The sequence below is a fragment of the Streptomyces aureoversilis genome, assembly GCF_042657885.1.
Lineage (GTDB): Bacteria > Actinomycetota > Actinomycetes > Streptomycetales > Streptomycetaceae > Streptomyces > Streptomyces aureoversilis.
The window spans coordinates 293728-317728 of record NZ_JBHSKJ010000005.1 but is presented as its reverse complement, the minus strand read 5'-3'; the positions used below and the strand labels follow the sequence as shown (position 1 = coordinate 317728).

The 24001-nt window shown below is 72.0% G+C and carries 20 protein-coding genes, 1 tRNA gene and 1 pseudogene; 7 read left to right on the top strand and 15 right to left on the bottom strand.

Features of this window, described 5'->3' with window-relative positions:
- Positions 1–4: 4 nt before the first annotated feature.
- The 4 genes from ACFPP6_RS11505 to ACFPP6_RS11490 form a co-directional block, all read right to left on the bottom strand.
- Positions 5–481, bottom strand: coding sequence for a copper chaperone PCu(A)C (locus ACFPP6_RS11505; RefSeq protein ID WP_058045389.1), 477 nt, complete (start codon positions 479–481; stop codon positions 5–7).
- Entirely contained in the window at positions 481–1134 is a 654-nt protein-coding gene (locus ACFPP6_RS11500) for an SCO family protein (RefSeq protein WP_382039882.1), read from the bottom strand. The genes ACFPP6_RS11505 and ACFPP6_RS11500 overlap by 1 nt, the downstream gene beginning before the upstream one ends.
- Positions 1135–1219: 85 nt before the next feature.
- A complete protein-coding gene (locus tag ACFPP6_RS11495) occupies positions 1220–1969 on the bottom strand; it encodes a YcnI family copper-binding membrane protein (protein ID WP_382039880.1) in 750 nt (249 codons plus the stop codon).
- Positions 1970–2167: 198 nt separating this feature from the next.
- Entirely contained in the window at positions 2168–3001 is an 834-nt protein-coding gene (locus ACFPP6_RS11490; RefSeq protein WP_382039877.1) for a hypothetical protein, read from the bottom strand.
- A 222-nt stretch (positions 3002–3223) separates the two neighbouring features.
- Here ACFPP6_RS11490 and ACFPP6_RS11485 point away from each other — a divergent pair, with 222 nt between their 5' ends.
- Positions 3224–3694 carry an ATP-binding protein gene (locus ACFPP6_RS11485; RefSeq protein ID WP_382039874.1) on the top strand — a complete coding sequence of 157 codons (471 nt, stop codon included), beginning with the start codon at positions 3224–3226 and terminating at the stop codon, positions 3692–3694.
- Between the two features lie 105 nt (positions 3695–3799).
- Here ACFPP6_RS11485 and ACFPP6_RS11480 read toward each other — a convergent pair whose 3' ends face one another.
- From ACFPP6_RS11480 to ACFPP6_RS11470, 3 genes are all read right to left on the bottom strand, one after another.
- Positions 3800–4051: an SCO4226 family nickel-binding protein gene (locus ACFPP6_RS11480; RefSeq protein ID WP_382039871.1), complete on the bottom strand. Its 252-nt coding sequence runs from the start codon at positions 4049–4051 to the stop codon at positions 3800–3802.
- Between the two features lie 95 nt (positions 4052–4146).
- Complete coding sequence (locus ACFPP6_RS11475) at positions 4147–5607, bottom strand: aminopeptidase P family protein (RefSeq protein WP_382039868.1); 1461 nt, start codon at positions 5605–5607, stop codon at positions 4147–4149.
- A 131-nt stretch (positions 5608–5738) separates the two neighbouring features.
- Positions 5739–7475 carry a PP2C family protein-serine/threonine phosphatase gene (locus tag ACFPP6_RS11470; RefSeq protein WP_382039866.1) on the bottom strand — a complete coding sequence of 579 codons (1737 nt, stop codon included), beginning with the start codon at positions 7473–7475 and terminating at the stop codon, positions 5739–5741.
- A gap of 1059 nt (positions 7476–8534) precedes the next feature.
- On the opposite strand from ACFPP6_RS11470, the gene ACFPP6_RS11465 reads away from it, so the two are divergent.
- Both ACFPP6_RS11465 and ACFPP6_RS11460 read left to right on the top strand, forming a co-directional pair.
- Complete coding sequence (locus tag ACFPP6_RS11465; RefSeq protein WP_382039863.1) at positions 8535–9317, top strand: bifunctional DNA primase/polymerase; 783 nt, start codon at positions 8535–8537, stop codon at positions 9315–9317.
- Between the two features lie 497 nt (positions 9318–9814).
- Positions 9815–10624 (top strand): hypothetical protein, encoded by an 810-nt coding sequence (locus ACFPP6_RS11460; protein ID WP_382039860.1) that lies wholly within the window; start codon positions 9815–9817, stop codon positions 10622–10624.
- Between the two features lie 480 nt (positions 10625–11104).
- On the opposite strand, the gene ACFPP6_RS11455 is transcribed toward ACFPP6_RS11460, so the two are convergent.
- The 3 genes from ACFPP6_RS11455 to ACFPP6_RS11445 form a co-directional block, all read right to left on the bottom strand.
- The gene (locus ACFPP6_RS11455; RefSeq protein WP_382039858.1) at positions 11105–12088 is read right to left on the bottom strand and encodes a DUF5926 family protein; all 984 of its coding nucleotides are present in this window, start codon (positions 12086–12088) and stop codon (positions 11105–11107) included.
- Between the two features lie 442 nt (positions 12089–12530).
- Complete coding sequence (locus tag ACFPP6_RS11450) at positions 12531–13016, bottom strand: ATP-binding protein (RefSeq protein WP_382040142.1); 486 nt, start codon at positions 13014–13016, stop codon at positions 12531–12533.
- A 257-nt stretch (positions 13017–13273) separates the two neighbouring features.
- Positions 13274–14101 carry a glycerophosphodiester phosphodiesterase gene (locus ACFPP6_RS11445; protein WP_382039855.1) on the bottom strand — a complete coding sequence of 276 codons (828 nt, stop codon included), beginning with the start codon at positions 14099–14101 and terminating at the stop codon, positions 13274–13276.
- A 262-nt stretch (positions 14102–14363) separates the two neighbouring features.
- Between ACFPP6_RS11445 and ACFPP6_RS11440 the strand changes: the two genes are divergently transcribed.
- Both ACFPP6_RS11440 and ACFPP6_RS11435 read left to right on the top strand, forming a co-directional pair.
- Positions 14364–16064 carry a S1C family serine protease gene (locus ACFPP6_RS11440; RefSeq protein ID WP_382039853.1) on the top strand — a complete coding sequence of 567 codons (1701 nt, stop codon included), beginning with the start codon at positions 14364–14366 and terminating at the stop codon, positions 16062–16064.
- Positions 16065–16105: 41 nt separating this feature from the next.
- Positions 16106–16195 (top strand) — tRNA-Ser (locus ACFPP6_RS11435).
- Between the two features lie 198 nt (positions 16196–16393).
- Here the strand turns inward: ACFPP6_RS11435 and ACFPP6_RS11430 are convergent.
- On the bottom strand, positions 16394–17926 hold the full coding sequence (locus ACFPP6_RS11430; protein WP_382039850.1) for an MFS transporter: 1533 nt from the start codon (positions 17924–17926) through the stop codon (positions 16394–16396).
- A 148-nt stretch (positions 17927–18074) separates the two neighbouring features.
- Between ACFPP6_RS11430 and ACFPP6_RS11425 the strand changes: the two genes are divergently transcribed.
- Positions 18075–18824, top strand: a complete 750-nt coding sequence (locus ACFPP6_RS11425) for a TetR/AcrR family transcriptional regulator C-terminal domain-containing protein (protein ID WP_382039847.1) — start codon at positions 18075–18077, stop codon at positions 18822–18824.
- Positions 18825–18959: 135 nt separating this feature from the next.
- On the opposite strand, the gene ACFPP6_RS11420 is transcribed toward ACFPP6_RS11425, so the two are convergent.
- From ACFPP6_RS11420 to ACFPP6_RS11405, 4 genes are all read right to left on the bottom strand, one after another.
- The gene (locus tag ACFPP6_RS11420) at positions 18960–20201 is read right to left on the bottom strand and encodes a glycosyltransferase (RefSeq protein ID WP_382039844.1); all 1242 of its coding nucleotides are present in this window, start codon (positions 20199–20201) and stop codon (positions 18960–18962) included.
- Between the two features lie 182 nt (positions 20202–20383).
- Positions 20384–20890 carry a carboxymuconolactone decarboxylase family protein gene (locus tag ACFPP6_RS11415; protein ID WP_382039841.1) on the bottom strand — a complete coding sequence of 169 codons (507 nt, stop codon included), beginning with the start codon at positions 20888–20890 and terminating at the stop codon, positions 20384–20386.
- An 84-nt stretch (positions 20891–20974) separates the two neighbouring features.
- The gene (locus tag ACFPP6_RS11410) at positions 20975–21142 is read right to left on the bottom strand and encodes a hypothetical protein (RefSeq protein WP_382039840.1); all 168 of its coding nucleotides are present in this window, start codon (positions 21140–21142) and stop codon (positions 20975–20977) included.
- 172 nt (positions 21143–21314) lie between these two features.
- The gene (locus tag ACFPP6_RS11405) at positions 21315–22625 is read right to left on the bottom strand and encodes an LmeA family phospholipid-binding protein (protein ID WP_382039837.1); all 1311 of its coding nucleotides are present in this window, start codon (positions 22623–22625) and stop codon (positions 21315–21317) included.
- 289 nt (positions 22626–22914) lie between these two features.
- On the opposite strand from ACFPP6_RS11405, the pseudogene ACFPP6_RS11400 reads away from it, so the two are divergent.
- Positions 22915–23730, top strand: a pseudogene (locus ACFPP6_RS11400) (putative protein N(5)-glutamine methyltransferase); the annotation flags it as partial.
- Positions 23731–24001 lie beyond the last annotated feature (271 nt).

Genomic DNA, 24001 nt, shown 5'->3' with positions numbered 1-24001 from the left:
CACGTCAGTCCTTGGGACGGAACGTCGTGGACTCCACCGGCACCTTGACCTTGACCGGTCCGGCGGTGGCGAAGTGCAGCGTGAACTCGATCTTCTCGCCGACCTTCGGCTTGTGGCCGAGCTTGCCGAGCATCAGGTGCGTGCCGCCGCGCGCGAGCTTCAGCTCGCCCTTGGCCGGCACGTCGAGCGCGGCCGCGTGCTTCATCTGCGAGCCCTCGGTGGTGTGCATGGTGATGTCACCGGAGAGCGGGCTGGTGACCTTGGTGAGCCGGTCGGCCTTGCCGCCGTCGTTGCTGACGGTGAGGTAGGCGGCGGCCATGTCGGTCATCGCGGGCTGCGGCAGGTAGGCGCCGCTGACCGAGAGCTTCGGCTTGTCGGACGCCAGGGCGTCCTTCTCGGACTGGCAGCCCGTGAGCAGCAGGAGCCCTCCGGCGAGGACGAGCGGCAGGGTGGCGGCGGTGGCGGCGGTGGTCTTGCGCATTACGGGTTCTCCCCCTTGATGATCTTCGGGAGATCCTTGGAGTACTGGTCCTTGCTGGTTTCGGTGGTGTATATCCAGTGCCCGCCGTTGTCCTTCGGCGAGAAGCCGACCACCTCGGCTCCGTGGCTGACGGTGATGGAGCCGTCCTTCTCCTTCTTCGGCTTCTCCACGAAGATGCCGACGCTCTTCGCCGCCGCCTGGATGGTGGCGAAGTCACCGGTGAGGCCGACGATGTCCTTGCCGCCCTGGGCGTCCAGCCACTCGCGCATGCGCTTGGGCGTGTCGCGCTCCGGGTCGGTGGTGACGAAGACGACCTGGAGCTTCTCCTGGTCCTCCTCGGACAGCGTCTTCTCGGCCGCGGCGATGTCGGCGACGACCGTGGAGCACACGTCGGGGCAGTAGGTGTAGCCGAAGTAGAGGAGGAGCGGGCGCCCCTTGGTCGCGTTGACCAGCTCGTACTTCTTGTCGTCCGTGTCGGTGAGGACCAGGTCGGGCTTGGTCTTCGGGGTGTCGAGGGTGATCGCGGCCTTCTTCGGCGCCGCGGAGACGTCGGCCAGGGGCTTGTCGCCGCCGTCGTCCGAGCCGCCGCCGCAGGCGGTCAGCGTGAGCGCGGCGGCCGTGGCCAGGGCCGCGCCCAGTATGCGGGTGCGCATGGAGCTCTTCTCCAGAGAGGGGTCGGTGGTGCGGGGGCGGGGCGCCGGCCCCGGTGAGGGGCCCGGCGCCCGGCCGGTCCGTGCGTCAGGCAGTCGGGCGGCGGCGCCCGGCGAGCACGCCGAAGGCGACGCCCGCCGCGCCCACGACGATGCCGACGATGCCGAGCGTGCGGGCGGTGGTGTCGGAACCGCCGTCGCCCTCGCCGGTCTTCCCGGACGCGTTCTCGGTCTTGTCGTCGCCCTTGGCGGCGTCCTTGACGCCGTCCTTGGCGTCCGCCTTCTTGCCGTCGGCGGCGGCCTTGGCGACGAGCTTCAGGGTGGGCGCGGGGTGCTCGGCCTCGGCGCCGCCCGGCTTCGACAGGTCGATCCAGCGGACGACGTCGTCGTCGGAGTACGTCTGGAGCGCCTTGAAGACCAGCTCGTCGGCGTCCTCGGGCAGCTTGCCGACGGACAGCGGGAACTGCTGGAACTGGCCCGGCTCGATCTTGCCGCCGGTCCAGGTGATCTTGCTGACGGCTTCCTCGATCGTCTTGCCGTGCGTCTGCAGCGGCTTCTCCAGCTTGGTCTTCTCGACCTTCACCTCCCAGCCGGGGACCGGCTGGGGCATCACCGACGAGAGCGGGTGCTTCGGGTCGAGGGTGACCTCGAGCTTCACGGTCGAGGCGTTGTCCTTCTCGTTCGGCACCTTGAAGGCGATCGTGCTGTAGCCGCCCTTCTCGGCGGTGCCGGGCTGGACGCTCACGTGCGCGGCGGCGGGGCCGGCGAGGAGCAGGACGGTGCCGGCGGCGACGGCGCCGATGACGGGGAGGCGGCGGCGAGCGGTCTTGGCGTTCATGGGGACGCTCCGGGGGCAGGAGGAATCGGTGAAGGGGGGTGGCACGCGTGCGGCGACGACGACAGTGCGACCCGCCCTCCTGCCCGGACGCCCGAATGCCCGGGATGCGCCTTGTGCGCGGGCGTGCGCGAGCGCGCTGCAGAGCGGGAGGCGCCCGGCTGCTCGGGGGAAGCGGAAGGGGAAGGGGGTGTCGCGTCGTCAGGCCGCGAGGGCGAAGGCCGGCGGGCCCCGCCTGATCACGAAGTGCTGGAGCACCGGCTCCGTCGCGGGCCGCTCCTCGTCCGCGGACAGACGCGGGCCCGCGGCCGGCGGCTTCCCGGCGGCCGTCTCCCTCAAGGCGCCCACGAGCGCGAAGGCGGTGCGCAGCGCCCGTACGAGGGAGGCCTCCGCGATCTCGCGCGCGGACCGCTCCGAGAGCGCGACCACTCGCCACAGCGCCACCTCGCCGCGCCGCAGCAGCCAGCCCGCGGCGAGCGCCGCGAGCAGGTGGCCGAGCAGCATCGGCAGCGAGAGGGGGAGTGCGTCGAGCAGCGAGCCGAAGGGCGTTCCGGAGGGCACCGCGGAGTGCATTCCGGAGCCCGCGCCGGTGCCCGCCGCCGCCTCTGCCTGCTGCATGGGGTGCACGGCCGGGTCGAGGCCCGCGTCGGTGATGACGCGGCGGGCGTCGGACGCGGACATGAGGTGCGGCTGGTTGCAGACCAGCTTCGAAGCGAAGGTGATCAGCCGGCCTTCGGTGGCCGTCTGCCGCGCGGCCACCCCGGCGGCCTGCTGGCCGATGCCGAAGAGCGTGTGCAGTGCGAGCTGCCCGGCCGCCAGACCCGCGGCGATCGACGGCAGCGAACGCTCCCGCCCCGCCAGCGGCACGGCCACGGCGAACACCGCCACGAAGCCGGCCGCGAGGGTCCACAGCGGCACCTTCGCGCACGACGCCAGCACGTGCCCGCCCGCGGACAGCAGAACGCAGACCGCGGTGAACACCGCGGCCCGGATCAGTCGCAGATCGGCGCCGACACGCCCGACGGGGTGAGACATGGCTGCGCCATCATCCCACCGGGCTTACCCCTCCCCTACAGCAGGGGGCGCTCGATCTCCACCCGGCAGGGGCGCACCGGCGCACTCCCGTCTACTTCCATACACCGATGCACCCGCCGGGCGCGTCGTCCGAATGAGCGGTCTCACACGCTCCGGAGGCTTACGGGGCGTCAGGGCTGGCTATACGTATCGGTATGTCGAGCCGCGGCCAGGAGGCTGAGCATGAGCATTTGGTGGTCACTCCATCTGCGGCGGGAGGCCGCGAGCGTTCCGCTCGCGCGGCGGTTGCTGATCGGCGCGATGGAGACGGCCGGCGTCGACCCCGATATTTCCTATGATCTTTCGCTCGCCCTGAGCGAGGCGTGTGCGAACGCCGTCGAGCACGGAGGCGATTCCTCCACGGGCTATCTCGTGACGGCGTTCATCGACGGCGACACCTGCCGGATCGAGGTCACCGATTCCGGCCCGGGCTTCCCGGAGCAGCCCCGTCCGCACGAACGCCGCCGGCAGCGTCCGCAGCCGCCGCGGCCCCTGGCCCCCGCCGAGGACGAGCACGGCAGGGGCCTCTTCCTTATCGAGTCGCTCACCGACCACGTCCGCGTGCGCAACCGCCCGGGCCGCCAGGGGGCCGTGGTCACCTTCGACAAGATCCTCAAGTGGAGAGAGGACGCGGCACTGCTCCGCGCGTCGTGATCTCCGCGGCGTGATCGCTGTTCCGTAATCCTGGATCCTGGTGTCGTGATCTCCGCGTCGCGACCCCCGCGGCGCGGCGCCCGTGATCCCCGAGTCCCCCGGCCCTCACTCGATCGTCAGCGGTACCGGGTGGACCTCCGTGACCGGGTGCCCGGCCTGGGCGTGGACACGCTTGACCGCATCCGCCGAGGGCGCCTCGGACAGGCAGTAGACGGTGCCCGAATTCGGGTCCGCCCAGGCCCGCTCGAAGTGCACGCCCTCCTCCGCCTCGATGGCCAGGTCCCTGCGGTGAGCTTCCTGGAGCTGGTCGGCGGTGATGCCCTTCATCCCGTGATGGACGTCCATGTACTTGCTCATGGCTCCCACACCTCCCTGGGTGCGCCCTATGTGGCCATGATGCGCTCAGGGGCCCCCGCGGACCACCGCAGGGACCCCCGAGCGGCCGGAGCGCCTCAGCCCTTCAGGGACGCCATCCACGCCTCGACGTCCGCGGACGTACGGGGCAGCGCCGCCGACAGGTTCCGGTTGCCGTCCTCGGTCACCAGGATGTCGTCCTCGATGCGGACGCCGATGCCCCGGTACTCCTCGGGCACGGTGGTGTCGTCCGCCTGGAAGTACAGGCCGGGCTCGACGGTCAGGACCATGCCGGGCTCCAGGACGCCGTCCACGTACGTCTCGGTACGGGCGACCGCGCAGTCGTGCACGTCCAGGCCGAGCATGTGGCCGGTGCCGTGCAGGGTCCAGCGGCGCTGCAGCCCGAGCTCCAGGACGCGCTCCACCGGGCCCTCGATCAGACCCCACTCCACCAGCTTCTCGGCCAGCACGCGCTGCGCCGCGTCGTGGAAGTCGCGGTACTTCGCGCCCGGCCTGACCGCCGCGATGCCGGCCTCCTGCGCCTCGTACACCGCGTCGTAGATCTTGCGCTGGAGGTCGTTGTACGCGCCATTGATCGGCAGCGTGCGGGTGACGTCGGCGGTGTAGAGGCTGTGCGTCTCCACGCCCGCGTCCAGCAGGAGCAGCTCGCCGGAGCGGACCGCGCCGTCGTTGCGCACCCAGTGCAGGGTCGTGGCGTGCGGGCCGGCGGCGCAGATGGAGCCGTAGCCGATGTCGTTGCCCTCGACGCGGGCGCGCAGGAAGAACGTGCCCTCGATGTAGCGCTCCGAGGTGGCCTCGGCCTTGTCGAGCACCTTCACGACGTCCTCGAAGCCGCGCACGGTGGAGTCGACGGCCTTCTGCAGCTCGCCGATCTCGAAGGCGTCCTTCACGAGCCGCTGCTCGCTGATGAAGACGCGCAGCTCCTCGTCGCGCTCGGCGGTGACCTTGTCGGCCAGGGCCTCCTCGATGCCGGCGTCGTGGCCGCGGACGGCGCGGACCGGGCCGGTGGCCGCGCGCAGGGCGTCGGCGAGCTCGCGGACGTCCTTCGCCGGCAGGCCCAGCAGCTGCTCGGCCTCGGTGAGGCTGTGGCGGCGGCCGACCCACAGCTCGCCCTGGCCGTCGAGCCAGAACTCGCCGTTCTCGCGGTTGGAGCGGGGCAGCAGGTAGATCGTCGCCCGGTGGCCCTCGGCGCCGGTGGGCTCCAGGACGAGCACGCCGTCCTCGGTCTGGTCACCGGTGAGGTACACGTACTCCGTGGAGGCACGGAAGCTGTACTCGGTGTCGTTCGAGCGGGTCTTGAGGTTCCCCGCCGGGATCACCAGGCGCTCCCCGGGGAAGCGTGCGGAAAGCTCGGCGCGGCGGCGGGCCGTGTGCGGCGCCTGCTCGACGGGCTGCAGGTCGCGCAGCTCGGTATCGGCCCAGCCGGACTTCATGTTTGCGGCCAGCTCGTCGGAGACGGCGGGGTAGAGGCCGTTCTTCCGCTGCTTGATCGGCTCGTCGCCTTCGGGGTTCTCGGGCGCGGGCTGCTGCTCGGTCACTGCTTTCCTCCTCGGACGGGGCGCTTTCCATCGTATGTGCGACCGAAATACGAGGAAACTATGAGGAAAATCCGAGGAAGGGGAAGAGGAAGAAGGAGAAGAAGGAGGGGGCGGGGCCGGAGGCGCGCCGGTCACTCGAAGTGGGCCGCCAGCAGGACGACGTCCTCGCTCCCGTCCCAGGCGCTGCGGCCCTCCTGCGGCAGCATTGTGCGCAGCACGTGCTCCACCAGGGCCTCCGGGTCCCGGCGAGCGGCCTTCGGCACACCGGCCGCCGCGGTGCGCAGCCGCGCGAAGGCCCGGTCCATCGGCCGGCCGGTCCGGTGCAGCAGACCGTCGCTGTAGAAGAGGAGCGTTTCTCCGGGGGCGGGCTCGATCTCGACGCTGGGCGCTTCCCAGCAGGCGAGCATCCCGAGCGGAGCGGACAGCGACGTCTCGACGAACTCGACGCGGTGGTCGCCGATGATCAGCGGCGGGCAGTGGCCCGCCCCCGCCAGGAGGACCTTGCGCTCGGCCGGCTCGCAGTACGCGAAGAGCGCCGTCGCGGCGCGGGCCGGCTCGGTGAGCCGCAGCAGGAGCTCGAGATCGGAGAGGACCGCGACCGGATCCTCCCCTTCCATGACGGCGTACGCCCGCAGAGAGGCCCGCAGCCGGCCCATGGCCGCCACGGCGCTGGGGCCGGAGCCGGTCACTCCACCCACGGCCAGGCCGAGCGCGCCCTCGGGCAGCGGCAGCGCGTCGTACCAGTCGCCGCCGCCGAGCGGGCCGGTGCGGTGCCGGACGGCCAGCCGGACGCCCGGCGTCCGGGGCAGCCTGCTCGGCAGGAGCTCCTCGCGGAGCGTCGCCACGGCCTCCCGGGCCTCGGCCAGTTCGAGCTGGCGGGCGAGGTGTTCGGTGGCGTGGTCGCGGTAGAGGCCGACGAGGTGGCGCTGCCGCTCGGTGGGCTCGGCCGGTTCGTCGTACAGCCAGACGGCCGCGCCGATCCGGCCCGCGTTGTCGGTCTCCAGGGGGACGGCGTAGCTCGCGCCGTAGCCGAGGCGGGCGGCGACCTCGCGGTGACGGGGGTCGAGGCCCTCGTCGGAGGCGACGTCGGGGTGGGCGGTGCCCGTACGGGAGCCCGTCGGGGGCAGATCGTCGAACAGCCGGCCGTAGGGACCGGGGACGGCCTCCTGCGCGGCATCCGCTCCGGAGGATTCGGGGGCACCGGGGGCTCCGGAGACACCGGAGGCTTCGGGGACATCGGAGGCCTCAGGGGCGTCGGAGGCTCCGAAGTCTCCAGAGACCGCAGAGGTCCCGGCGGTCCCGGAGATCCCGGAGATCCCGGAGGCTCCGGATGCCGCGGGCTTCGCCCCGGCCTGCGGAATGGTCTCGATGTGGCCGAGGTCCGCGTGGTCCAGCCCGAAGCCGACGGTGACGGGGTGGTCGCGGCCGGGGCCCGTGGCCGGGTGCAGCGTGACCAGGCCGCGGCGGGCGCCCACGAGCGTCGCGCCCGCCCGCAGGGCCTCGTGGAGGGCGGCGTCGAGGGAGGTGGTGCGGGTGAGCCGCTCGGTGAGCTCCTGGAGCGTGGTGAGGTCGGAGATCCAGCCCGCGAGGCGGTCCTGGACGAGGGCGTTGGGCGCGGGGAGGGAGGGACCGGGCAGAAGTGCCGGGCCGGAGGAACCCGAGGAGTCCGGGGAGCCTGAGGAGGCGGCAGCGGCGGACAGGTCCGTGGAGTCGCCGGTGTCTGCTGATGCATCTGCTCCGGGCGCTCCGGGAGCAGCGGGGGAGAGGGGATCTGCGGAGGAGGCGGCAGATGCGGAGGCGGGAGTCTGCGCGGGAGCGGGGAGCGGAGGATTGATTCCGGCCACTTTCGGCAGGTGGGGCGTGGTCATGGCCGGCTACCCGGACCGGGTGGGCCCGCGACGCTCCGGGCGCTCGTGTGCACCAGGGCCCGCGGCACTTCGCCGCTCCCTCTTGACCACCGTCTTGACCTGTGTTTTCTCATGAATAGCATCGCAAACCCCCTGTCGCGTTGCGCGCTATCGGTGCTCCACATGTACACGCCCGGGCAAGGAGATGTCCAGCATTGAACCGGTGGGATTGGTGGTGTCTATGGGGTTTCAAAGTTGGCCGGAAAATGGTCCAGAGGCCATGGATTTGCGGTCGACTGACGTTGCTCGACAGCGCGTCATATCCACACCGGTGGGTACGTACACGAAGAAGGGCAGGGGCAGTTGGGGCCGCCCCGGAACCCGGCGGCGGGCCCGAGCGTCTTAACCGGCGACGGCCGCGCCCGCACCCGAGGGCGATGGGGAAACCCATGCCGCAGGCGAGGGGCGACAGGCTCGGCACGAAGCGCCATACGCGCGCCACCCCCCGCCATGTTTCACGCTCGGCCCGTGGCGTGATGCGCTGCGTTGTACAAGCAGTGGCTAGTGATCCACGTGGTGTGCCGGCTTGGAAAGAGCCCCGGCGTGTTGAGCGGCGCGCCATGTCGGGCCGTAGTGCCATGGAGTTCGGACGCGGCCCGAGTGCAGTTCAGGTGCAGTTCCAGTAGGCAGTCCCGCAGTGCCGTGCAATGACCATGCAGGGCTGCGCAGGGTCGTGCAGGACCCTGTGGCGCCCTACGGGTTTCCGCGGCGCGCCGGTGCGCAGTCCGGCTGCTCCGGCGCGCCGGTGGACCCGTTCGGCGCAGCAGTGCAGCGAGTTCCATCCGTACCACCCGTACGGCCGCGCAAAACCGCTAGGCATGCAGTAGTCAGGCAGCCGCTGAGCAGTCGCCAGGCAGTCACAAGGCAGTTGTGAGGTAGTCACAAGGCGGTCGTCAGGCAGTCGCAAGGCAGTTCAGAAGTGCGTGCATGCACTGCATGCACGCAGTCCATCAGCGTGATCCGGCCCCTGTCACCGGCAGGGGTCCCGACTTCGGCGTTTACGGAAAGGAACGAGCGCTCATGCGCGAGATCCTCGGAAGGCGACGCAAGCTCTCGCTCAGGCGAGGCGACCGGTCCGCGGTCCTCACCGCGGCCCTGGCCTATGCCACCGAATGGCAGTGGCCCGTGCTGCCCGGCGTGGGCCTGCGGCCCGACGGCGGGCGCGTGCGCCGGTGCGGCTGCCCGCAGCCCGACTGCGCGGCCCCCGGCGCCCACCCCTTCGACCCGGGGCTGCTGGCGGCCACCACGGACGCCCGTATGGTCCGCTGGTGGTGGACCAACCGGCCCGACGCACCCGTCGTGCTCGCCACGGGCGGCCGTGCGCCCTGCGCGGTGAGCCTGCCCGCGGTCGCCGGCGCACGCGCCCTGGCGGCCTTCGACCGCGCGGGCATCCGCCTGGGCCCCGTGGTCGCCACCCCCACCCGCTGGGCCCTGCTCGTGGCCCCCTACTCCCTGGAGGTCCTGGGCGAGCTGCTCCACCGCCAGGACTGGGTGCCCGGTTCGCTGCTCTTCCACGGGGAGGGCGGTTTCGTGGCCCTGCCGCCGTCGCCCACGGGAGCGGGCAGGGTGCGCTGGGAGCGGGCGCCGCTGCCCGGTGGCCGGGGTGGCCCGGCCGGATCTGTCAACGGCGCCTCGGGTGGCGGGATCCGTACGTTCCGCGGGGATCGAACGGAGCGCGCGGAGCGTAGGGAAGGTACGACCCGGTCCACCGCGCCGTGGCTGCCGGACGTGTCCGCTCTGGTCGACGTCCTCGTCGAGGAGAGCGCGGGCACGCCGGGCGGCGGCAGCCGGCTGGCCTACTGACCGCAGGGATGCGGCAGGGCGCACTCGAGAAGCCTTCGGGAGCCTTCAGGAGCCTTCAGAAGGCCATGAGGAGCTCGGTGAGCTCGCGATGAGCTCGCGAGAGCCCGATGAGCCGGACGGGATCTTGAAGAAGCCCCAAGGGGCTTTGAAGGGCCTTGAGAAGCGCCGGTACGAGCACACGGAGAGCGCGTACGGACGGGAGACGCACGCGCTCTCACTCGTACGGGTGTAAGCCCGTCCGAGTTCTGCGGGATTCCACCGCGCGGCCCCGGGGCGAGCCCTGTCCTGACCGCTATGTTCAGGGGTGAGGGCCTGTGCCGGGCGATGCCGGCCGGGCCCGGTCGAACCGAGGCCGGGGTGTCCCGAGCCCGTCCCAGCCGTCCCCGCGATCCATTCAGCGTCCGCGCGGCGAGTCTCAGGTGGTCCCCATGGAGCGTGCGTCTGCATCCGGTGTGCCCGAAGTGTCCGGCACATCCGGTATGTCCGGTGGGTCGAAGGTGCCCGCGGAGCCCGACGGATTCCGCGAGGAGACCGGCCGGGGCGGTGAGCCGCGGGGCGCCAACCTCCGCATGGTCGCGCTGGCGAGCGCCGTGGCGCTGGCCGTCGTGCTGCCCCTGGCCGCCGCCACCGCCGGCCCGCTGGGCCTGCCGGGCCCTGAGTCGGCGCGGGGTGACCGTCCCGGGAAGCACCCGGGGGCCGGTGACGGGCCGCGCGGCGAGTCGGCGGGGCTGGGCGGCCCGGGTAAAAACTTCGGCAAGGACCTCGGCAGGGGTCTCGGCCCGGACCTCGGAGAGGACCTGGGCGAAGGGCTCGGCGTGGGAGGGCGTACGGGCCCGGGCGCGGGCCGGGACGCGGCCCGGGGCGGGCGCGGCGCGGACGGCGGCTGGCCCGCGGCCTCGCCGCCGCTGATGGGCCCTGCGGGGTCGTCGGTCTCGGCGTCCGCCCGCTGCGGCCCCGAACTCACCTCGCCCGAAGGCGTGGAGGCCCAGACGTGCGTCCTGGAACAGAGGAACGAGACCTGGGCCCGTACGTACTACCGCAACGCGACAGGCGCCCCCCTGCGGGCCGTTCTGACCCTCATGGGCCCCGACGGCCGGACCGTCCAGGTGCACTGCCGTACGACGGCCTCCGACGACCCCGGCGGGTGCGAGACGCCTCGCGCGCGGACGGTCCGGACGGGGAGCGGGGAGGCGACCGGGGACGGGGTCGGCGGGGAACCGTACGAGGCGGTCGCGGAGATCGCTTCGGCGGACGGGAAGCTTCTGCTGCGCTCGGGGAGCAACTCGGCGGAGGACCGAGGGGATTAGCCGGGCCGAGCGGCCGGGCGAGCGGGGCCTGGTTCCGGGACCGGGTCGTGCGGGCGCCCGGCGAGGGCCGTGCCGGCGCCCTGCGCGGATCGTGCGGGCGGCGTGCGCCCCGGCGGCTGTATCGACGTCCGCGTCGGCGTCCGTGTCGACGTCCGCGTCTGCCTCGGCGTTGGTCCCGGCGTTGGTTCCGGCGTTGGCCTGGGTGTCGGCCTCGGCGTTTCCGGGCATGGAAACGCCCGGTCGCTGGCGACGGGGGATGCACCAGCGACCGGGCTCCTAGAACGGTAACAAGAGATCGGCCGTTCGCAAATTCGATCGTGGATTTCCGGACGCGTATTTCCGGGCTGACAGCGGGAGTTGTGACAGGAGTCACGTGAATGGCGCCCGTTCAGCCGCCGGAATCAACTACTCCGCTGCTTGGAATCCAACAGTCCGCCCCCGGGACCCGTTACGCGCGGCCGCCCCGGAGGCGGACCCTCCTCAGTTCAGGGTGATCTGACGACTGGTGAGGCCGCTGCGCGCCCGCCGCTCGTCGGGCGTCAGGGGAGAGGCGTCGGCGAGTGCCGTGGCCAGCCGCTCCGCGAAGGCCGCGGCCGGCTTCTCGGTGTCCTCCGCGCGCATGTCGCTCGGCAGGTCCCAGACGGGCACGGTGAGGCCGTGCGCCCGGAACGACCCGACCAGACGGGTGCCTTCGCCCAGCGAGGAGGTGCCCGCGGCGTGCAGCCGGGCCAGAGCGTCCAGAAGCTGCTCCTCGGGGTGGGTCATGACCCAGCGGAGGTGATTCTTCTCGGGGGTCTCGCACCAGTACGCGGCCTCGACGCCGGAGAGGCGGGCCGTGGGGATGGCGGCGGCGTTGGCCCGGTCCAGGGAGGCGGCGACCTCGCCGGTCGCGTTCTCGGCGTTCTCGACCCAGAACTCGAAGCCCGTGTGGACGTCCGGCTCGAACGAAGCCTTCGGGTCCAGCAGGTCCTGCAGGCGCGGGCCGTCGGCGTCGGCGCGGCCGGCGGTCACCGGGGTGCCCGGGGTGGCCTCCAGCGCGCGCCGCAGGGTGTCGGCGAGGTCGCGGCTGAGGTCGCCGGAGGCGGTGTCGTTCTGCAGGCCCAGCAGCACGGCGCCGTTGTCGCGGCGCAGGGCGGGCCAGGCCATCGGCAGCACGGTGGCCAGCGTCACCGACGGCACGCCCTCCGGCAGTCCGTCCTTGAGGGTGAGCTCGACCGTCGCCGCGGGCACCAGCTCGCGCAGCGCGACCCAGTCCGCCTCGCCGGGCAGGCCCTCGAAGGGCCGCTGGACGAGCTCGGTGGCCGCCTGCACGGCCGCGCGGCCGTGGCAGGCCTTGTAACGCCGGCCCGAGCCGCAGGGGCAGGACTCGCGGGCGCCGACGACGGGGATCGGACCGTCGACGGCCTGAGGCGATGAGGCCTTCGTCTGGGGCCCCTTGGTCTGGGGGCGGCGCTTCTTGGCCATGGCGTGCGTGTCTCCCGATCGGTGCAGGTGCGTGCGTACGGCGCGGCGGGCACGGTGGCGTGCGTACGGCTCTGCGTACGACACGGTCCGTACGACGGACGCGGTGCGTACGGCTCGTACGGGCGCGAGCCTAGCGCTCACCACGGCGGCCGGAACGGGCACGCGCGCGGGGCGTCGGGAGGAGAGGACGGCGGGAGGGCAGCCGGGAAGCGTGCGGGGAGGCGGTCGGTCGGCGGGTCGGCGGCCGGTGGCGGGGTGCCGCTCTCCGCGGAGCCTTCCCTGGCGGGCGCTCCGGGCGCGGGGCCCACCGGCCGTGCACGGGCGTGCTTGCTCTCAGCCTGCTCTCGGTTCTCTTGGTACGTACGGGATCTCGAGCTTTTGGCTCGACGGGATCTCGCGGCGTCGGCGTCTCGCGGCGGGATCTACGCGCGTCACGCCACCGTCATGTCAGTTCGTCGATGTCTGCGAATGCGGGTCTGGGGCCTGCGGCGACGCGCGTAGCGAAGCTGTCGTGCACCGAGAGCGCGGCCCAGACGGTCACCTCGCCCGATGCGTCACGGACGCCCCAGTCCTGGGAGAGGGCGCTGATGATGTTCAGCCCGCGGCCTCCGCGGGCGGTCACCGAAGGTGTGGCCGGAACCGGGCGGGTCGGGCCTCCGCCGTCCGTCACCTCGACCGTGAGCCGGCCGTGGGCGTCCACTCTCCACGCGGCACGTATCCCCCCGTCCTTGTCCCCCTCGTCTCCGTCTCTGCGACCGTCGCCCTCCGGGCTCAGCGGGCGTCCGTGCCGGTACGCATTGCTGAGCAGCTCCGAAAGGATCAGTACGGCGTCGTCGATGACCGAATCCGGTACCCCGATGATGCGCAGATCCTTGCGCATCCGGTGTCTTGCCTGGCCCACACCGGTTGGACCATGGGGTACGGCCATGATCGACGACGTGGGCACCTCCTGTGCCACCACCAACGCCACCCCCGAGACCTCCTTTGCCCCACGTCAGGGGATGGATGCCCCAATGGACTGGACCGGAAACCGGCCATCCGAGACCCGGCGGGGGCACTCGACGGGCTCGAACACGCACCGAACGCGCCGGTGCACTCCTTGTAATGGGGCTGCGGCGTGGGTATCGGACGGCGCGGGTATGGGACGCAGCGGAGCCGGGGGTGCCGGACGCGGACGCAGGGGAGCTACGAGCGGCCGAGCTGGGTGAGAACCCGCCTGGGCCGGTTCGTGATCAGCGCGTCCACGCCGAGGCGCGCGCAGAGCTCGACGTCCTCGGGCTCGTTCACCGTCCAGACGTGCACCTCGTTGCCCGCGTCGTGCAGCCGGGCCACGTAGCCGGGGTCCTTGCGGATGATGCGGATGCTCGGGCCGGCGATGCGGACGCCCGCGGGCAGCCGCCCGTCGCGGTGGCGGGGCGAGACGAACTGCATCAGGTAGACGGTCGGCAGCGCGGGCGCGGCCAGCTGGACGCGGTGCAGGGAGCGGGCGGAGAAGCTCATGACCCGTACCGGCGAGGGGCCGTCGTCCGAGGGCGGCCCGGCGAGTCCGAAGCGGCCCAGGAGTTCGAGCAGCTTCTGCTCCACCTGGCCCGCCCAGCGGGTCGGGTGCTTGGTCTCGATGGCGAGCTCCACGCGCCGCCCCGCGTCGGCCACGAGCTCCAGCAGCCGCTCCAGGGTGAGCACGGACGTCGCGTCGAGGTCCGGGGCCTCCCTGTCGGAGACGTCGGCCTTCCAGGAGCCGAAGTCGAGGGTGGCGAGGTCGGCGAGCTCCAGGGAGGAGACGGCGCCGCGGCCGTTGGAGGTGCGGTTGACGCGGCGGTCGTGCACGCAGACGAGGTGGCCGTCGGCGGTGAGCCGGACATCGCACTCGAGCGCGTCGGCGCCGTCCTCGATCGCCTTGCGGTACGCGGCCAGGGTGTGTTCCGGGGCGTCCTCGGAGGCCCCGCGGTGGGCGACGACGGAGAGCGGGTGCCGCTCGGGGCGGAGGTCCCGGGCCGGGTGCGCATAGGTCACCGCGTTATCGTGCCATCGCCCGGCACCGTCGTGCATGCGGTCCCATTTGTTATGGAGCGCCCGGAGCGCAGCGTTGCCGCCGTGGGGGCACAGGGTCCGCTTACGGTGGTCTGACGTGCGGTGGGAAAAGCTTGTCCCGGGCTGGTCGTGTGCGGCGGGAAGAACGTCGGCGGCGTGGATCCTGCGGATGACGTGGACACCACACCGCGCATGGCGTAGGCACCATGTAGGAACTGATGTGGCACCTGATGAGGAGAGAGCTGTGAGCACCGAGAACGAGGGCGCCGCCGTCGCGCCTGCGGAGGGCGTTCCGGATGTTCCGGGCGGCTCGTCGGGCATTTCGATGCAGAAGGGCGCCGGTGCGGAGGCGGCCGGGGCGGAGGTGACGGGTGCGGACGCGGCCGGGACGCAGGCCCGTACGGAGACGCCCGCGGCGCCTGCTGCCCCCGTTGCCCCCGCGGCGCCTGCTGCCCCTGTCGACCCTGCTCCCCCTGTCGACCCTGCTTCCGGTGCCGCTCCGGCTGCACCGGTCGCACCGGCCGCTCCGCCCCAGGCTCCGGTGCCGCCCGCGGCCCCGCCCCAGCCGGGGTACGGGCAGCAGCCGGGTGCGCAGGGTCAGGGCGCGGGCGGCTGGTACGACGCGCAGGCCCAGCAGGCCCAGCACGCTCACCAGCAGCACCAGCAGCACCAGCAGCACCAGCAGCCGCCGCAGGGGCAGCCCCAGGCGGGGCCCCAGGCGGGGCCGTACCCGTACGGTGCGCCGGCGGGCGGCGGCCCGATGGGCCCGACCGGGGTGTGGGCCGGCGGCCCCGACGCGTACCCGCCCGCTCGCAAGCGCGGCGGCGGGCTCGTCGCGATGGCGCTGGCGGCGACCCTCGTCGCGGGCGGCGTCGGCGGCGGGATCGGCTACTGGGCGGCCAGCCGTGACGACGGCGGCAGCTCGACGACCATCTCGTCGTCCGGCGACCCGAAGACCGAGAGCCGCGCCCCCGGTTCCGTCTCGGACATCGCCAGCAAGGCGCTGCCGAGCGTCGTCACGATCGAGGCGCAGAGCGGCGGCGGCGAGGGCGGCACGGGCACCGGCTTCGTCTACGACACCGAGGGCCACATCCTCACCAACAACCACGTCGTCGCTTCGGCCGCGCAGGGCGGCGGCAAGCTCATGGCCACGTTCTCGGACGGCAAGCAGTACGACGCCGAGGTCGTGGGCCGGGCGCAGGGTTACGACGTCGCCGTCATCAAGCTGAAGAACCCTTCCGGCGCGAAGCTCAACCCGCTCCCGCTGGGGAACTCCGACAGGACGGCGGTGGGTGACGCCACGATCGCGATCGGCGCGCCCTTCGGGCTGTCCGGCACGGTCACCACGGGCATCGTCAGCGCCAAGAAGCGCCCGGTGGCCTCCAGCGACGGCGGCGGCATGGGCAAGGCCTCGTACATGAGCGCCCTGCAGACGGACGCGTCGATCAACCCGGGCAACTCCGGCGGCCCGCTCCTCAGCGCCCAGGGCGCGGTCATCGGCATCAACTCCGCCATCCAGTCCGCGAACAACGGCGGCGGCTTCGGCGGCGGCCAGCAGCAGGCCGGCAGCATCGGCCTCGGCTTCGCCATCCCGATCAACCAGGCCAAGAACGTCGCCGACCAGCTCATCAGGACCGGCAAGCCGGTCTACCCGGTCATCTCGGCCTCGGTGAACATGAAGGACGCCGGCGCGGGCGCCAAGATCGCCCCCACCGGCGACAACAACAGCCCGGCCGTGACCCCGGGCGGCCCGGCCGACAAGGCCGGCCTCAAGCCGGGCGACGTCATCACCAAGCTCGACGACACTGCCATCGACAGCGGCCCCACCCTCATCAGCGAGATCTGGACCCACAAGCCGGGCGACAAGGTGAAGGTGACCTACACCCGCGACGGCAAGCAGTCCACGGCAGAGATCACATTGGGCGAACGCAAGGGCGACAACTGAAGCGATAGGCTGGCCCCCGCGCCGCCGCACAGGCGGTGCGGGGAGGCTTGCCCGAGCGGCCTAAGGGAACGGTCTTGAAAACCGTCGTGGCAGCGATGTCACCGAGGGTTCAAATCCCTCAGCCTCCGCCAGCCCTGCGTCAGCGCAGGCCAGAAGGGGTGTCCCGGTTCGGGGCGCCCCTTTCGTGTTGGGGTCTGCCTCCAGGCGGTGCCTGACGGCTGCTCAACTGCGGTGTCGGTCCGGTCGGAGACGGCTCCGGCCGGCGCCCGTTGCGGGTGCCGGCCTTGTGGCGCGGAGCGGTGTGCGGGGATGTGGGGGAGGCGGGGCGGTCAGGCGGCCGGTGCGGGGGTCTTTTCCGGGGCCGCGGCATCCTCGGCCGGGGTCTCGGCCTTGTTGTCGCGCATGACCACCACGGCGAGCAGTGCGGCGGCCAGGACGCCGATCGCGCTGAAGGTGAGGGTGGTGGACATCGAGGCGGTGAAGGCGTCCTTGGCGGCCTGGACCAGGCCCGCGTCGCCCTGGGCGACGGACAGCGCACCGTTGATCGACTGCTTGGCCTCTTCCGGGGTGCCGGCCGGCATCTCCGCGGAGAAGGTGCTGGTGAGCAGCGAGCCGAGGATGGCGATGCCGAGGGCGGTGCCGGCCTGCTGGATGGTGTCGTTCAGGGCGGAGCCGACGCCCGCCTTGTCGGCCGGGATGGTCGCCATCAGGGCGCCCACGGCAGCGGGCATGGCCATGCCGGCGCCGAGGCCGAGCAGACCGAGGGCGACCGACGGGACGGTGAAGCCGCTGTCGGTGGTGACGGTGGTCAGCAGGCCGAAGGAGCCCGCCATCAGGAGCATGCCGGCCAGGATCAGCCAGCGGTAGCCGACCTTGGTGGCGAGCTTGGCGCCGACGCCGTTGCCGATCAGCGCGGCCACGGCCAGCGGGGTGAACGCCAGACCGGCCTTGACCGGGGAGTAGCCGAGGACCGACTGGAGGTACTGGGTGAGGACCAGGAGCAGACCGCCGTTGCCGATCTGGACCAGGGCCAGCGAGATCGAACCGCCGGTGAAGTTGCGGTGTTTGAAGAGGACCATCGGGACCATCGGCGAGGCGGTGGTGTTCTCCCAGACCACGAAGCCGGCCAGGGAGACGACGGCGACGGCGAGGGTGACCAGCCCGCGACCCTCGAAGGCGCCGTGCTGCGGGATCTCGACGATCCACCAGACCAGGGCGGTCATGCCGACGGCGGAGAGGACGGCGCCCAGCGGGTCGGGCTTCTGCCAGGGGGCCTTGGACTCGGGCATCAGGAGCAGACCGGCGGCCACGGCCAGGACGACGACCGGGACGTTGATGAAGAAGATCGAGTGCCACGAGAAGCGGTCGATCAGCACGCCGCCGAGGACCGGGCTGCCGACCAGGCCGAGCATCGACACCGAGCCCCAGGCCGCCATCGCCTTCGGGCGCTCCTCCTCGTCGAAGACCGTGATCAGGATCGACAGCGTGGACGGCATGATCAGCGCACCGCCGATGCCCATGGCCACGCGGACGGCTATGACCTCGCCCGGGGTGGTGCAGAACACCGCGGCCAGTGATGCCGCCCCGAAGAGCAGCAGGCCGATGATCATCACCTTCCGGCGGCCGAACCGGTCGCCGAGGCTTCCCGAGGTCAGCAGCAGACCGGCGAAGACCAGCACGTAGGAGTCGAGGATCCACTGGATCTGCTGGGGGCTCGCCCCGATGTCCTCGGTCATGGCCGGTACGGCGACGGTCAGCGCCATGCTGTCGACCACCAGGACCAGCGTGCTGAGGCACAGCACGATCAGGATCCACCAGCGATGCGGACTGCGGGTCTCCGACCCTGCGACTGCTGCTGCCATCGGGCTTTCCTTTCGGGTTGCGCACGCCGTTCCGGCAGTGCGCACACTGTTCCGTGCGATGCGCACACCGTACGCTGATGCGTACACTGTTCGCAACCCATGAACCCTGTACGCTGAATGCGCACAACGTACGCAAAGGAGCGAGCCGATGGCCGCCGACAAGAAGCCGCAGCCCATCCCCTCCGTCTGGACCCGCCGTCCGCGCACCGCGGAACAGCCCGGGCTGTCCCAGGACGCGATCGTCCGGGAGGCGATCGTGATGCTGGACGCCGACGGCATCGAGGCCCTGAGCATGCGGAAGCTGGCCGCCCGGCTGAACGCCGGGGCCACCTCCCTGTACCGCCATGTCGCCACCAAGGACGAGCTGATGGAGCTCGCCGTGGACGAGGTCTTCGGCGAGATGGTCGTACCGCCCGCCGACTCCGCGGACTGGCGGACGGCCGCCACCCGGGCAGCCGCGTCCTTCCGCGCCACGGCCCTGCGCCACCCGTGGCTGTCCTCGGTGCTGGGCCAGGCCGGCCTGGCCTACCTGGGCCCCAACCTGATGGCCTTCTCCAACCGGCTGGCGGCCCTGTTCATCAAGGCGGGCTTCCCCGATCCCACCCGAGCGATCGACTCCCTCATCGCGTTCGTGATGGGCATGAGCAGCGCCGAGGCGGCCTGGCTGACCACGGTGGCCCGGTCCGGCGAGACGGAGGCCGGCCTGATCGCCCGCCTCATGCCCGACGCCCAGCAGGCCGCCGAGAGTCACGAGAACCTGACCGAGGCGTACGCCCGGGCTGCGACCGACGCGCTCGACCCTGTCGGGTTGCGTGACTCCAAGTTCGCCTACGGCCTGGAGGTCATGCTCGACGGCCTGGCGCTGCGCCTGCCTGCCGGGCCGCCGCCCGCGGAGTGACCTGGGCGCCGTTCGGCGCGGGGCGGCCAATGCCAACTATTTCCAGGTCTCCGGGCCCTCAAGTCCCCAAGTCGGCGGGTTCTCAAGTCGGCGGGTTCTCAAGTCGGCGGGTTCTCAAGTCTGCGGGTTCTCAAGTCACCGGGTCAGTGCTTCGACGGCTTTGAGGACGGGGGCCGCGCCGTCCTCGGCAACCAGTGCCGTGCGGAGCGCGGCGGCCCGTGTGCGCCAGGCCGGTTCGCGCACCGCGCGGGTGATGAGGGACGCGAGGCGGTCCGCCGTCAGGTCCGCCATCGGCAGGACTCCGGGCGCGACCCCGAGGGAGCGGAGCCGGGCGGACCAGAAGGGCTGGTCGTAGAAGACGGGCACCGGGACCGCCGGTACGCCGGCGCGCAGCCCGGCCGCCGTGGTGCCGCCACCGCCGTGGTGCACCACGGCCGCGGTGCGGGGGAAGAGCCACCGGTGGGACACCTCGCCGACGGTCAGGATGTCGTCGCTCTCGGCCTCCAGCCCTGACCATCCGGCCTGTACCACGCCCCGGACGCCGGCCCTGCGCAGTGCCTCGGTGCACACGGCGGACAGGCGCTCGCCGCGCGGTGACGGCATGCTGCCGAAGCCGATGAAGACCGGCGGCGGCCCGGCGGCGAGGAAGTCGGCCAGGCGCGGCTCCGGCTGCCAGACGCTCGTCTCTTCGGGCCACCAGTAGCCCGCCAGCCGGTGCTCGGGGGGCCAGTCGCCCGGGCGCGGGACGACGTGCGGGCTGAATCCGTACCAGATCGGCCAGCCCCCGGCCTGGCGCCTGCGCGCGGCCCGGCCCAGCGGCGGCAGCCCGAGCTCCGCCCGCACCCAGCGGACTGTCGACGCGGCTTGACGGTGGAACGCCCGCCAGAGAGCACCGGAGACGAGGCGGTTGCCCGTGCGTCCGGCGGAGCGGCGTCCGAGCGCCATCGGTGCGAAGTCGCCGGTCGGGGCGACGGGTTGCAGCAGCGCACCCGTGCTGGGCACGCCCAGGCCGTCGGCAACCGCCTTGGCCGGCAGCGCCGCCTGCCCGGAGGCGACGACGACGTCCGCGCCCTGCCGCACCGCCTGGAGGACGCCGTGCGCGAGCTCGGCCGTGTAGGCGGCACCCTGTCTGGCGATCGTGAGCGTCCCCAGGGGGCCGTCCGCGCGGCCGGAGAGTCTTTGCGCGCACGCTTCGTGCATGTCCCTGGGGTCCAGGGGGAGGCGGCGGAAGCCCAGTCCGCAGGCGCGGATCAGGCCGGCGAAGCGCTCGTGGGTGGCCACGGTCACGGCGTGGCCCGCCTGCCGCAGGCGGACCCCGAGGCCGGTGAACGGCGCGACGTCACCCGTGGAGCCGCTGGTGACGAGCAGGACGTGCATGACGCCGACTCCCTCGCGGGGAAGGAATGGAATGAAACGGGACAAACTATAGGGGTGGTGGGGCGTGGTCCTGGGGAAGCGACCACGCGCAGCCACGCCTACTCGGCCCGTCTCAGTGCCACGGCGGCTTCAGTGCCGTGCCCGCCTCGGTGTCACGGCCTGCCTCGGTTCCACGGCTCGTCTCAGTTCCACGGCGCGTTGAACGACCGACCGGGGACGGGCTTGGCGATGAGGGCGATCGGGACGAAGAAGTTGACCTGGCCGATCGCGATCATCAAGGTGGCGAGCGCCTTGGGCTCGTAGTGCTCGGCCACCTGGGCGTAGAGCTCGTCGGAGACCCGCTCGCCGTGTGCGGAGGGCTGGAGGACGGCCTCCACCAGCGCGAGCGCGGCGCGCTCGGCAGCGGTGAAGCAGGGCGCGTCCTGCCAGGACGCCACCGCGGTGATCCGCTCCTCCGACTCCCCGGCCTTACGGAGGAAACCCGTGTGCAGGACGGTCAGGTACGTGTTGCCGACGATCTGGCCGGCGCGCAGCTGGAGCAGGCTGATCGTCGTCCGCGGCACCGAGCGGTTGCCGGTGGCCTTGAACAGCGCCGCCGAGACCTCGGCCAGCTCGGGAACGAGCTCCAGGGGGTCCACGGCCATCCGAGGGGCCGCCGGAACCTCAGCAGTGATCGCACGCGCTTCCATCATTGTCTCCCTCAGGGCTTCATCATCGCTGTCACTGCACTGACGGATGGCGCCGGGGAAGTGTGACGGACGGGCGAAACTTTTTTATTTGCGGTGGCAGACGAACGTCTTGGTGCCGTCGTCACCGGTCTGGATCACGGCGCTGGCACAGCCCTCCGGGCAGCGGGGCGGCGCGGCGTGGGCACTCCGCTGCCGGTCCGCGGGGTAGGTGCACACGGAGCAGTACCACGCGGGCTTGTACGGGTAAGTCACGTCCCACCACATGGGGTTGCGGCAATGAGGGCACCTGACCAGAGGAGGGCCGTTCCGACCAGCGTTCATGGCGGCATGCTGCTCCAACGGGCGGGGCTACGAGCCCGGCCCGCAGCCTGTTCACCCGTTCGAGGAGGGGACGGCGCGGTACGGGCCCCGTTCCCGCGCGCCCCTACGGCTTTTTGCCGACCGGTAGTTCCATGCCCCTCAGCGTGGCCCGGATTCCGTCCTTCTCGACCCGCACGTCGCGCAGTTGAAGGTCGCGCGCTTCCTTGGGGAGGGCGAACGAGAAGGTCAGCCGGTCGGAGAGCTCCGGCGGCTTCATGCGGATCAGGCCGCCGATCAATTTCGGGTCGATGCCGAGCTTCTTCAGCAGCCACGGGTTGTCCATCGCCGCATCGATGAGGTTGACGTGCGTCAGCCTTTCGACGAAGCGGGGAGCGCCCGTCAGGCGGTGCAGCTTCTCCTCGCTCCGGAGGGCCGCCTCGGCGTCCTGCTGCGACACGCCCAGCCGTTCCGCCAGCGCCGGGACCGAGAACAGAGCCTTCGCCCGTGCGGCGTCGCGGCTGATGCGCTCGGCCGTCTCGCGGTGCAGGGTCAGCCCTCTGCCCTTGCCGGGGCGGTACGTGGCGATGCCCGGCACGTCGAGGCTCATGTCGTCCACCTCTGTGGACAGGCCGCGGCTCCCGTTCAGCTGCAGCTGCGCCTGGGCCCGTACGCGCAGTTCCTGACCGCCCACGGTCAGCTTTCCGTCGGCCCCGATCGTATGGTCGGTGCGGCGGGTGAAGGCGATCTGTGAGGCGGCGAGCTCGCGGTTCATGTCCGCGAAGGACAGCAGGACTTCGCCCTCCAGGTCGCCGATGACGGCGCCGCGTACATCGCTCGGCAGATTTCCGGTCAGCTGGATGTCGCGGCCGCTGGCATGGACCTTCGCGAGCGACACGCGGTCGGCGGCCACGTGCGGAACGGTGACGTCCACGCGCTGCAGGCGCTTCTCCAGGATCTGGGTGAGGAACGGGAACCCGTGGATGTCCACCTGGGGAGCGGTCGCCAGGTGGAGCTCCTGCTGGAGCTTCTGCTGCGCCTTCTTCTCGGCGTACATCTGTGCGCAGCGGTCCGCCAGCACCAGGATCCCGGTGCAGAGGGAGAGGGCGATCAGCAGCTTGACGGTGCGGGGCGCGGCGGAGAGGGGGCTCCGGCGGCGGCGGTGGCCGCGCTTTCCGCGGCGGTGGTTCGGCGGGGACCAGGGCTCCTCCTCGTCGGGGTCCCCGTGGAGGAGCTGGAGGGGGAGGACCGTGAGCGGCTGCGTGTCCGTCAGCGAGGGCTCCTGGCCGGGCTCCTGGCCGGGCTCCTGGCCGGGCCCCTGGACAGGCCCCTGGACGGGGTCCTGACCCGGCTCCTGACCTGGCTCCGGGTCCGCAAGTGACGCCAGTTCGTCATAGGGGTTGGGGGGACGGGAAGGTATGCGTGTGGGGGTTCGCATCGCCATATCCCACCACGCGCGATCCCCTGGAACGCAAGCGCTACCGGCAGTACGTCCGAAAACGGAGCCATTGCCCCCGCAGCAGCCCGACGGCGCCCGCGCCGATGTCCAGGACCGCCCGGCCGCCTGCGGATCATGTACTGTGGCGCGAGTTGGCAGGAATACGTCCTAGGAGGTGAGACCCATTACCGCTGTTGCAGGCTGGGTGCTCTCTTCTCCTGGTTGTACGGTCGCTTCCTCTCTTTAGCCGACCGCGAGAGCGCCCTTCGGTGATCCGGAAGGCTTCTCCATGTTCGACCCCTCTTTCTCTGCTTCTTCTGCTTCCTCCTCTTCTTCTCTCTCCGCCGCTTTCCCCCTCGTTGTTTCCCGGCTCCGGGCCGCCGGCTGCGTCTTCGCCGAGGACGAGGCCGGGCTGATTCTGTCCGCGGCGCGTACGCCCGACGAGCTCGATGGCATGGTGGCCCGGCGCGCATCCGGCCTGCCCCTCGAACACGTCGTCGGCTGGGCGGAGTTCTACGGCCTGCGGATAGCCGTGGACGCTGGTGTCTTCGTCCCGCGGCGGCGTACGGAGTTCCTCGTCGGGCAGGCCCTCGCGCTCAGCTCTCCGAGCGCCGTCGTCGTCGACCTGTGCTGCGGCTCCGGGGCGGTGGGCGCCGCGCTGGCGTCCGCCGTGGAGGACATCGAGCTCTATGCGGCCGACATCGACCCCGCGGCCGTGGAGTGCGCCCGCCGCAACATCGGCGCGAGCGGCGTCGTCTACGAGGGGGACCTCTACGAACCCCTGCCCGGTGCGCTGCGCGGACGCATAGACGTGCTCGTCGCCAACGCGCCCTACGTGCCCACCGAGGCCATCGCCCTGCTGCCCGCCGAGGCCCGGGACCACGAGGCGCGGGTCGCGCTGGACGGCGGGTCGGACGGGCTCGACGTACAGCGGCGGGTCGCCGCAGCGGCGTCGTCCTGGCTCGCGCCGGGCGGCCACCTGCTGGTCGAGACGAGTGAGCGGCAGGCCTCGCGGACGGTCGAGACGTTCGTGGGCAGCGGGCTGGTGACGCGGGTCGTCGAGTGCGACGAGCTGGATGCGACCGTCGTCGTCGGCACCAGGCCGGGAGGCGGCCGCCGGGCGCGGAGCGCGCATGCCGGGGCCGCGCATGCCGGGGCCGCGCGCGATGGGGCCGCGTACGCCGAGGCCGACCAGTCCGAGTCCGCGCATGTCGAGGCCGCATACGAGCGGGTCGGCGGCGTACCCAGCCGGTAACGCCGTTACGCAGCCTGCAAGCCTGCAAGCCTGCAAGCCTGCAAGCCTGCAAGCCTGCAAGCCTGCAAGCCTGCAAGCCTGCAAGCCTGCAAGCCTGCAAGCCTGCAAGCCTGCAAGCCGG

Coding starts and splice junctions, on each gene's coding strand:
- ACFPP6_RS11505 (WP_058045389.1), bottom strand. CDS start 481: ATGCGCAAGACCACCGCCGCCACCGCCGCCACCCTGCCGCTCGTCCTC.
- ACFPP6_RS11500 (WP_382039882.1), bottom strand. CDS start 1,134: ATGCGCACCCGCATACTGGGCGCGGCCCTGGCCACGGCCGCCGCGCTC.
- ACFPP6_RS11495 (WP_382039880.1), bottom strand. CDS start 1,969: ATGAACGCCAAGACCGCTCGCCGCCGCCTCCCCGTCATCGGCGCCGTC.
- ACFPP6_RS11490 (WP_382039877.1), bottom strand. CDS start 3,001: ATGTCTCACCCCGTCGGGCGTGTCGGCGCCGATCTGCGACTGATCCGG.
- ACFPP6_RS11485 (WP_382039874.1), top strand. CDS start 3,224: ATGAGCATTTGGTGGTCACTCCATCTGCGGCGGGAGGCCGCGAGCGTT.
- ACFPP6_RS11480 (WP_382039871.1), bottom strand. CDS start 4,051: ATGAGCAAGTACATGGACGTCCATCACGGGATGAAGGGCATCACCGCC.
- ACFPP6_RS11470 (WP_382039866.1), bottom strand. CDS start 7,475: ATGACCACGCCCCACCTGCCGAAAGTGGCCGGAATCAATCCTCCGCTC.
- ACFPP6_RS11465 (WP_382039863.1), top strand. CDS start 8,535: ATGCGCGAGATCCTCGGAAGGCGACGCAAGCTCTCGCTCAGGCGAGGC.
- ACFPP6_RS11455 (WP_382039858.1), bottom strand. CDS start 12,088: ATGGCCAAGAAGCGCCGCCCCCAGACCAAGGGGCCCCAGACGAAGGCC.
- ACFPP6_RS11450 (WP_382040142.1), bottom strand. CDS start 13,016: ATGGCCGTACCCCATGGTCCAACCGGTGTGGGCCAGGCAAGACACCGG.
- ACFPP6_RS11430 (WP_382039850.1), bottom strand. CDS start 17,926: ATGGCAGCAGCAGTCGCAGGGTCGGAGACCCGCAGTCCGCATCGCTGG.
- ACFPP6_RS11425 (WP_382039847.1), top strand. CDS start 18,075: ATGGCCGCCGACAAGAAGCCGCAGCCCATCCCCTCCGTCTGGACCCGC.
- ACFPP6_RS11420 (WP_382039844.1), bottom strand. CDS start 20,201: ATGCACGTCCTGCTCGTCACCAGCGGCTCCACGGGTGACGTCGCGCCG.
- ACFPP6_RS11415 (WP_382039841.1), bottom strand. CDS start 20,890: ATGGAAGCGCGTGCGATCACTGCTGAGGTTCCGGCGGCCCCTCGGATG.
- ACFPP6_RS11405 (WP_382039837.1), bottom strand. CDS start 22,625: ATGCGAACCCCCACACGCATACCTTCCCGTCCCCCCAACCCCTATGAC.